Raw genomic sequence first — 7,578 nt, forward strand, 5'->3', positions numbered from 1 at the left:
TGTTACTCCCGCCACATGTTGACGACCTTGCCGGCGCCTTTGCCCGATTGTTGCGGCGCATGGTCGAGCAGGCGCGACAGTTCGTTCGCGGTGTCGCGCACCTTGACCACGATCAGGTCGAGCTGGTCGGTGTCGATGTGCGGCGACGGAATCGTCGCACCCATCGCGGCCACCACCTTGCCCGAGTGATCGCGCACCGGTGCGGCGATGGTGGAGATGCTGGTTTCGAAGAAGCCTTCCTGCAGCACGTAGCCGCGTTGCTTGTCGTTCTGCACCATGTCGAACAGTTCGACCACGGTCTTCGGTGTGTTGCTGGAGAAGACTTCCAGGTGTTCTTCCGGATACAGGTCGCGCAGTTCGGCCAGGGTCAGGTCTTCCAGCAGCACGCGGCCGAGCACGGTGGCGTGCGCCGGCAGGCGGGTGCCGACGTTGACGTGGCTGGCGAAGGCGGTTTGCGTGACCGACTTGGCGACGTACACAATGGAGCGGCCGTCGCGCACGACCAGGTTGCAGGAGTAACCGATTTCGTCGCGCAGGCGGTCGAGCAGCGGGCGACCGATTTCGGTCAGTTCCAGCGAGGCCAGGTATTCGAAGCCGAGGCGCAGCACGGCCATGCCGAGGCGATAGTCGCGGCCGCCGTCGTTGCGTTCAACGAAGCCCATGCGTTCCAGCGTGGTCAGCAAACGGAATACGGTGGAGCGCGGCACGTCGAGACGACGCGCCAGTTCCGGCGCGGACAGGGTCTTGTCCTGACGGCTGAATTCGCACAGCAGGCGCAGGCCGCGTTCCAGGCCCGGTACGAGATATTTCTCTTGCGATTCGTCTTCTGGCAGCACAGGTTTGTTCATGATTGTTCTTAATTGAGTTTGTAAAGGTGACCACTGAGTTGGTGACGTATGGCCGCTGCTACCGCTCCCGGTTGTTCGATGTAGCAGGCGTGGCCCGCATTGTCGATCAAATGGAAGGGCAAATTCAAATTCCAGGCCAATTCTCGGCTGTCGTCCGGCGTGGTGACCACGTCGTCGGCGCCGCAGTAGACCGTGGCCGGCACGTCGCCGAGAACGTCGCGCGGCGCATAGGCGCGCAAGTCGTCGCCGCACAGCATGTGCACCGCCTGCGTGTAGCCGGCCGGGTTGAGCCACTGGATGTTCCAGCGCACCCAGGCGCGTTCGGTAGCGCCGGCCTGTGCCGACAACATGCGCGCCGGGCTGCGCTCGGCCATGCCTTCGACGCCGATGGTGCGCAGCACTTCCAGGCGCTCTTGCGCGATCTGTTCGCCGCGTGCGCGTCTGGCTTCGCTGCCGTAACCTTGCGCCGGGCTTATCAGCAGCAGGCGCGAGGCGCGCTTGTAGCCTTTGCCGATATAGGCCGACGCCATCATGGCGCCGAGCGAATGACCGACCAACACGCAATTGCTGATGCCCAGCGCTTCCAGGAACAGCTCCAGCCGGTCGGCATAGTCGCCCGCGCTCGGCTGCATTTGCGGCAGCGAAGTCGAACGGTCGTAGCCGGGCGCGTTCCAGGCGATCACCTGCGCGTCCTGCTCCAGGCGCAGTGCGCATTGCAGCCACGATGCCGCGCCCGAGCTGATGCCATGCAGCAGCACGATGGCCGGACCGCGTCCGCAGGTGCGGTAGGACACGATGCGGCTGTCGTCGTCGTCCTTGCCGTCTTTCTTGCCGACATCGACGGTGCTTTCTGTAAAGCGCCCTTCGAGCAGGCTCAGGGAATCCTTGAGCTTTTCGGCGCAGGTCACGGAGACGGGTGCGAGCGGGGTCATGGTCGGGTCTCGGTCTGGATGAATGCTTAATGAACGCTTAACCGCGCTTGATGGAAGCCAGCGGATGCTCCGGCGGATAGGTCGGCGTGATCGGCTTCTTCGCGCCCAGCATCACGCACATCAGCGCATCTTCGTCGCCGACGTTGATCTCTTCGCGGTACACGCCCGGCGGGATCGAGACGACGTCGCGGTCGGTCAGGATGGTTTCGAAACGTTCGCCGTCTTTTTCCAGCACCAGCTTGAGCTTGCCGCGCATCACGAAAAACACTTCTTCGACGTCGATGTGCAGATGCGGCGGACCTTCGTGGCCGGCCGGGATGATCATGGTCGAGAAGGTGAAATGTTCGGACGGGATCACGTTGGCGTCAACCGCCACGCCGGTGCCGCCGGTACCGATGTAGCGCATTTGCGCGCGACGGTATTTCGGATCGTAGTCGGCCTGGAACTTTAGCGCGTCCCAGTCGTACTTGCGGGTCGACAGGCGCGCCACGCGCGATTCCATCCAGGCGCTGAAGCTGCTGCCTTCGGGCTGATCCCAGCTGCGCTGGACCTTGTTTTGTTCGGACATATCGGTCATTCTTTTCTCCTTGGTAGGTCGGGGAAACGTAATCGGTTAATCAATCAATTCATCACGAAGCCGCCGTTGACGGCCATGACTTGTCCGGTATAGAAGCGGGACAAATCGGACAAGGCGAAAATCACGGCGCCGCAAACGTCTTCCGGCAACTGGTCGCGCTGGATGGCGCGGTGGTCGTGGTAAGTCTGGTGGCGTTCCTTCGGTACGTATTCGGTGGCTTCGACCAGCGTCAGGCCCGGCGCGACGGCGTTGACGGTGATGTTGTCGCCGCCCAGTTCGCGCGCCAGCGAGCGCGTCATGCCGATCACCGCGCTCTTGCTGGCGACGTAGGCCAGCAGGTTGGTGGCGCCCCACAGCGGCGTGTCGGACGACAGGTTGACGACGCTGCCGCGACCGGATTGACGCAACGCCGGCAGGCAGGCGTTGGTCATCAGCCAGGTGCCGCGCACGTTGACGTCCATGACCTTGTCCCACATCTCGATCGACAATTGCTCGGTGGTCTTGCCGCCGGAATTGGTGATCGCCGCGTTGTTGACCAGACCGTCGAGACCGCCCAGCCATTGCGTGGATTCCTTGGCGCAGGCGTCGATGGACAGCGGATCGGCCAGGTCGACGATGAAGCCGGCGACTTTCAGGCCGCGTTTTTGCAGATCGGCGACCGCAGCCTGCAAGGTGTCTTGCAGGATGTCGGCCATGGCCACGCTGGCGCCAGCTTCCGCCACCGCGGTGGCGAAGGCCAGACCGAGGCCGCGCGCCGCGCCGGTGATCAGGATGCGGCGGCCGGCCAGTAGTTGATTGGAAGAGCTCATGTCGTATTGCTCCATCAGACCGTGCTGGTGTGCACTTTAGGCAGGTAGTGCAGCACGCGGCGCTCGGCCCAGACCACCACGCCGTAAGTAACGATACCGATCAGCGTCAGCGCGCAGATGGCGACGAACACGGCAGCGGTGTTGCCCTGGCCTTCGCCGTCCACCAGCAGGTAGCCGAGGCCCTGGTTGCCGCCGACCAGTTCGCCGACGGTCACGCCGATGACGGACAGGGTCGAAGCGATACGCAAGCCGGAGAACAAGGCCGGCAGCGCCGAGCGGAATTCCACGAGGTGGAAGATCTGCCAGCGGCCCGCGTTGAGCGTGCGCACCAGGTTGACCATGTCGGGATCGACGGTGCGAATCGCCGACAGCACGTTGATCATGATCGGGAAGAACACGATCAGCACGGCGACGATGATCTTCGGATAGATGGTGTAGCCGAGCCACATCACGAACAGCGGTGCGAACGCAACCTTGGGCGCAATCTGCAAGGCCAGGATGTAGGGCGACAGCATGGCTTCGGCGCGCGGCGACAAACCCAGCGCCACGCCGACCGCCAGACCGAGCAAGGCGCCGAACAGGAAGCCGAACACCACTTCCATTGCCGTGATGCCGAAGTGGGTCAGCAGGTCGTTGCTGTTCCACATGACCACCGATTCCCTGAGCACGTGCGACAGGTTCGGCAGGATGTATTCCGGCATGCCGAGCCAGCCCGGGCCCCATTGCCAGGCCGCCAGGAACAGGGCCAGCACGACCAGGCTGCCGCACACCGTGCGTGCGCGCTCGTTCAGCAAAGGTCGCTTGAGCTTGGCGGCGGCGGAGGTCTCAGGCGTAGTCATGGCGGCGGCCGTAGTAGAGGTATCCATTTATCTTGCTGTTCCAACGAATTGATTGGTGAAGAGTTCGCTGACCGGTGTCGCCTTGGTCACGATGCCTTCGCTGACATAAAACTTTTGCACGCTGTCCATGCGTGTTGCGTCGATCTGACCCAACACCTTCTGGTTGGCGTAGACATACTTGCGATACATCTCGAAGGTCGCTTCGATGCTGGCTTCCTTGCCCTTGTAGGCCGGCAGCGCGGCAACGTAGTCGTTGGCGGCGGCTTTCGGATCCTTCATGATGTCTTGCATGCCGCGCAGGGTGGCGCGCACCAGGCGCTTCAACAGCTCAGGCTTGTTCTTGATGGTGTCGTCGGAAGCCAGGATCGCTTGCGCCATGCTCTTGAAGCCGCCGTTGTCCAGCAGCTCGACCTTGGCGCCGGCGTCGGTCGAGTTCACGACCCAGTCAGGCACGCCGGCGAACGCCGAGGCCTTGCCCGCAGTGAACACCTGCCACACGCCCGCAGGACCGGCGGCCTGGATCTGCAGGTCGGTCTTGGACAGGCCGGCGGTCTTGAGGCTGCCGAGGAAGGCGTAATAAGTCGTGTCGGTGTACGACATCACGGTCACGGTCTTGCCCTTGAGGTCTTTGAGCGACTTGATGTTTTCGTTGGCGTTGGCGGCGACCATGGTGATCGAACCGGCGCCGAGCACGGCGATGGCTTTGACCGGGATGCCGTTGGCGCGCACCACGATGGGCGTGTCGCCGATGGCGCCGCCGATGATGGCGTTGCCTGCGCCGATTTGCTTGGCAACGTCGACGCCGCCCTTGGCGACGATGAAATTGATCTTGAGGTTTTCATCAGCGTAGTAACCCTTGTGCTGCGCCAGCACCCATGGTGCGAAGGCCGGCGAATTCGGCGGCGCCGGCAGCAGGTAGGTCACTTCTTCCGGCGCAGCCTGGGCGATGCCCGGCACCAGCGCCAGCGTGGCGCCGGCCAGGGTCGTTGCAACCGCGGCGCTCAGGACCAGCTTGCTGCAGAAAGAGGCGAGAAATTTGTTCATGCTTGCTTCACTCCTATTGTTCGGTGGTGATCGGGTTGAATGTTGGACATCTGTTCTTGTTTCTTCAGCGCGGCTAACAAGGCGTTGGTGGCAAGGCGCGTTTCCGCAGACAGTGCGATAGCACAGGTTGTACGACCGGGAATCGCAACGCCGCCAGCGACGTCTTGTTAGTCGCGCTAGTGCAATTCAGCGGTTTCTTTGCCTACCTTCAACAACTCCATCAGGCGGCCTTGCAGCGGGCCGATTTCCGGCAGCTTGCGGCGCTCCAGCGGGTTGTCGCGGAAAGGCAGGTTGACTTCGATCTCTTCGATGATGGTGCCGGGACGTTCGCTCATGACCAGCAGGCGGTCCGACAGGGCGATCGCTTCGACCAGGTCGTGGGTGATGAAGAGCGCGGTCTTTTTCTTCTCAAAGAGCATCTTGGCCAGGTCCTGCTGCAAGACCATCTTGGTCTGCGCGTCCAGCGCCGAGAACGGCTCGTCCATCAGCAGCACTTGCGGATCCACCGCCAGCGTGCGGGCCAGTGCGGCGCGCTGGCGCATGCCGCCCGACAGCTGGTAGGGATAGTGTTCTTCGAAGCCCTTGAGGTGGCACTTGGCCAGCAGCTCGTCGGCCACGCGCTTGCGCTCGGCGGCGCTGACGCCGTCGATCTCCAGACCGAGCGAGACGTTGGCACGGATGTTCCGCCATGGCATGAGCAAGTCTTTTTGCAGCATGAAGGCGACATTGCGGACCGGCTTGGTGACGCGCTGGCCGCCGACGATGACTTCGCCGGAGGTGGGCAGGTACAAACCCGCGCCCATGTTCAGCAGCGTGCTCTTGCCGCAGCCGGAAGGGCCGATGATGGAAACCACTTCGCCGCTGCGAATCGACAAATTGACGTTGGTGACCGCGGCGCGGGCCTGGGAAGTCTGGCGGTCGACGAAGCTTTTGCCGACGTTGCGAAATTCGATTTCGATCATGTTGCCTCTGGCTGGTTAGTTACTTGTTGCTTTGGCGCCCTCGCGCCTGATTACGTGACATTTGCTGAAGCCGGCGACCGGTAGGTGGCTGGTGCGGCACAAACGCCAGTTGTCTCATATATAAAACTACAAACCAAATTTGAGATATACGGATCAAATATAGCAGATATTCCGCAAAAAGATAGCACTTTTTGTTTCATATATGGTTTGATGATTTATATAAGAACTGTTTTCCAGCTATTGCAGGATGCATGCCATCTAAAAACAATCATTTTTGTCTCATATTTCAGACATTTGTTCACCAAAGAAACGCGCTGACGCGCTGCACCGGTGCGGCCTGCACCAATTCCAGACGATTTGAAAAGAGGCTTGAGCAGGCATTGATGTCAGATTGACAATTTTCTCTTTGCCATCGGTTGAGAAATTTGCGCAAAACAGACGATACGGATCGTCTTGATATTTCTTGAGCATCCTTCACGATTCTTGAGATTGGTTTTCCCTGATTTACGAGACATTAACTTCCGCTTACAGGCTTTGCCGCGATGATGGCCGCGAGGGTTGTTACACGTCAGTCGGCTATCGATTTGTCTTCGGGGGGAAAATCATGATTCAGCAGCGCATTGCCTATGGAGCGGGACTTCTGTGTTTACTGAGCGCGTGCAGCAGCCCGCCGCCGATGGTGCAGGGACCGACCAGCGTGCGTCCGGCCTATCCGGTCGCCAACGTCGAGAACAACGGCGCCATCTTCCGCGTCAGCAGCGCGCAGCTGTTTGAAGAATCGACCACGCACTACGTCGGCGACATCCTCAAGATCGACATCTCCGAATCGCTCACCGGCAGCAACAAGTCGACCACCAGCAACAGCCGCGACACCAGCCTGAAACAGGTCGGCCCCGGCGCCGGTTCATCGATGAGCGGCTTGCTGGCGTCGGTCTTCAACATCAATGCGACGGCGTCCGGCAGCGACTCGTTCAAGGGTACCGGCCAGACCGACAATGCCAACAGCATGACCGGCAGCCTGATGGTGTCGATCATCGAAGTCCTCCCCAACGGCAACCTGGTGGTCGCGGGCGAAAAGCGCATCGGCATGAACGGCTCGATCAATACCCTGCGCTTCTCGGGGGTGGTGCGAGCGCGCGATATTCGCGGAGGGAATGTGGTTTCTTCCAGCAATGTGGCGGATGCTCGCCTGGAGCAAGTTGGCGGAGGGACCGTCGCCGATGCCAATTCGCAGGGGTGGATGCAGCAGTTTTTCAGGGGTATTTTGACGTTTTGGTGATGGGGGAGGGCTTGGTTGCGGATGGTTAATCGTGTTTTGTTCCGACTTGCCCTTTGATGTTGCTGATGCTGTTCTTTCTTCGATCAACCCTTCGCCGGGGGGCGGCCCGGCAGCCGCTCACTTTTCTTGCTTCGCCAAGAAAAGTAAGCAAAAGAAGGGTTGGAGCCCTGCTCCAACATAACTGGGTCGTAGCCCCTTCGGGGTTCCCGGCGTCGGCAGGCGCAAATCGGGAGAAAAAATAAACTCGCTTCGCTCAGACAGATTTTTTCTCTTTATCCGATTTGCACC

The 7,578-nt window shown here is 60.9% G+C and carries 8 protein-coding genes; 1 reads left to right on the plus strand and 7 read right to left on the minus strand.

The features are described 5' to 3' along the window. Nucleotides 1-2: 2 nt before the first annotated feature. The 7 genes from PMI16_RS18730 to PMI16_RS18760 form a co-directional block, all read right to left on the minus strand. A complete protein-coding gene (locus PMI16_RS18730) occupies nt 3-848 on the minus strand; it encodes an IclR family transcriptional regulator (RefSeq protein WP_007882418.1) in 846 nt (281 codons plus the stop codon). Nucleotides 849-856: 8 nt separating this feature from the next. Next, nucleotides 857-1,780 carry an alpha/beta fold hydrolase gene (locus tag PMI16_RS18735; RefSeq protein ID WP_007882419.1) on the minus strand — a complete coding sequence of 308 codons (924 nt, stop codon included), beginning with the start codon at nt 1,778-1,780 and terminating at the stop codon, nt 857-859. Between the two features lie 37 nt (nt 1,781-1,817). After that, complete coding sequence (locus PMI16_RS18740) at nt 1,818-2,357, minus strand: cupin domain-containing protein (protein WP_007882420.1); 540 nt, start codon at nt 2,355-2,357, stop codon at nt 1,818-1,820. 44 nt (nt 2,358-2,401) lie between these two features. Continuing rightward, on the minus strand, nt 2,402-3,166 hold the full coding sequence (locus PMI16_RS18745) for an SDR family oxidoreductase (RefSeq protein WP_007882423.1): 765 nt from the start codon (nt 3,164-3,166) through the stop codon (nt 2,402-2,404). A 14-nt stretch (nt 3,167-3,180) separates the two neighbouring features. Then, nucleotides 3,181-4,032, minus strand: a complete 852-nt coding sequence (locus tag PMI16_RS18750) for an ABC transporter permease (RefSeq protein WP_007882424.1) — start codon at nt 4,030-4,032, stop codon at nt 3,181-3,183. Then, nucleotides 4,033-5,049, minus strand: coding sequence for an ABC transporter substrate-binding protein (locus PMI16_RS18755; RefSeq protein ID WP_007882426.1), 1,017 nt, complete (start codon nt 5,047-5,049; stop codon nt 4,033-4,035). Nucleotides 5,050-5,225: 176 nt separating this feature from the next. After that, nucleotides 5,226-6,011, minus strand: a complete 786-nt coding sequence (locus PMI16_RS18760; RefSeq protein WP_007882427.1) for an ABC transporter ATP-binding protein — start codon at nt 6,009-6,011, stop codon at nt 5,226-5,228. Between the two features lie 604 nt (nt 6,012-6,615). Between PMI16_RS18760 and PMI16_RS18765 the strand changes: the two genes are divergently transcribed. Then, nucleotides 6,616-7,290 (plus strand): flagellar basal body L-ring protein FlgH, encoded by a 675-nt coding sequence (locus PMI16_RS18765; protein ID WP_007882428.1) that lies wholly within the window; start codon nt 6,616-6,618, stop codon nt 7,288-7,290. Nucleotides 7,291-7,578 lie beyond the last annotated feature (288 nt).

Source organism: Herbaspirillum sp. CF444 (genome assembly GCF_000282135.1).
In the GTDB taxonomy this organism is placed as follows: Bacteria; Pseudomonadota; Gammaproteobacteria; order Burkholderiales; family Burkholderiaceae_D; genus Herbaspirillum.

What these genes read in the sequence shown, in the direction of transcription:
- PMI16_RS18740 (WP_007882420.1), bottom strand. Translation starts at nt 2,357, where the DNA reads ATGACCGATATGTCCGAACAAAACAAGGTCCAGCGCAGCTGGGATCAG.
- PMI16_RS18765 (WP_007882428.1), top strand. Translation starts at nt 6,616, where the DNA reads ATGATTCAGCAGCGCATTGCCTATGGAGCGGGACTTCTGTGTTTACTG.
- PMI16_RS18735 (WP_007882419.1), bottom strand. Translation starts at nt 1,780, where the DNA reads ATGACCCCGCTCGCACCCGTCTCCGTGACCTGCGCCGAAAAGCTCAAG.
- PMI16_RS18745 (WP_007882423.1), bottom strand. Translation starts at nt 3,166, where the DNA reads ATGAGCTCTTCCAATCAACTACTGGCCGGCCGCCGCATCCTGATCACC.
- PMI16_RS18750 (WP_007882424.1), bottom strand. Translation starts at nt 4,032, where the DNA reads ATGGATACCTCTACTACGGCCGCCGCCATGACTACGCCTGAGACCTCC.
- PMI16_RS18760 (WP_007882427.1), bottom strand. Translation starts at nt 6,011, where the DNA reads ATGATCGAAATCGAATTTCGCAACGTCGGCAAAAGCTTCGTCGACCGC.
- PMI16_RS18755 (WP_007882426.1), bottom strand. Translation starts at nt 5,049, where the DNA reads ATGAACAAATTTCTCGCCTCTTTCTGCAGCAAGCTGGTCCTGAGCGCC.
- PMI16_RS18730 (WP_007882418.1), bottom strand. Translation starts at nt 848, where the DNA reads ATGAACAAACCTGTGCTGCCAGAAGACGAATCGCAAGAGAAATATCTC.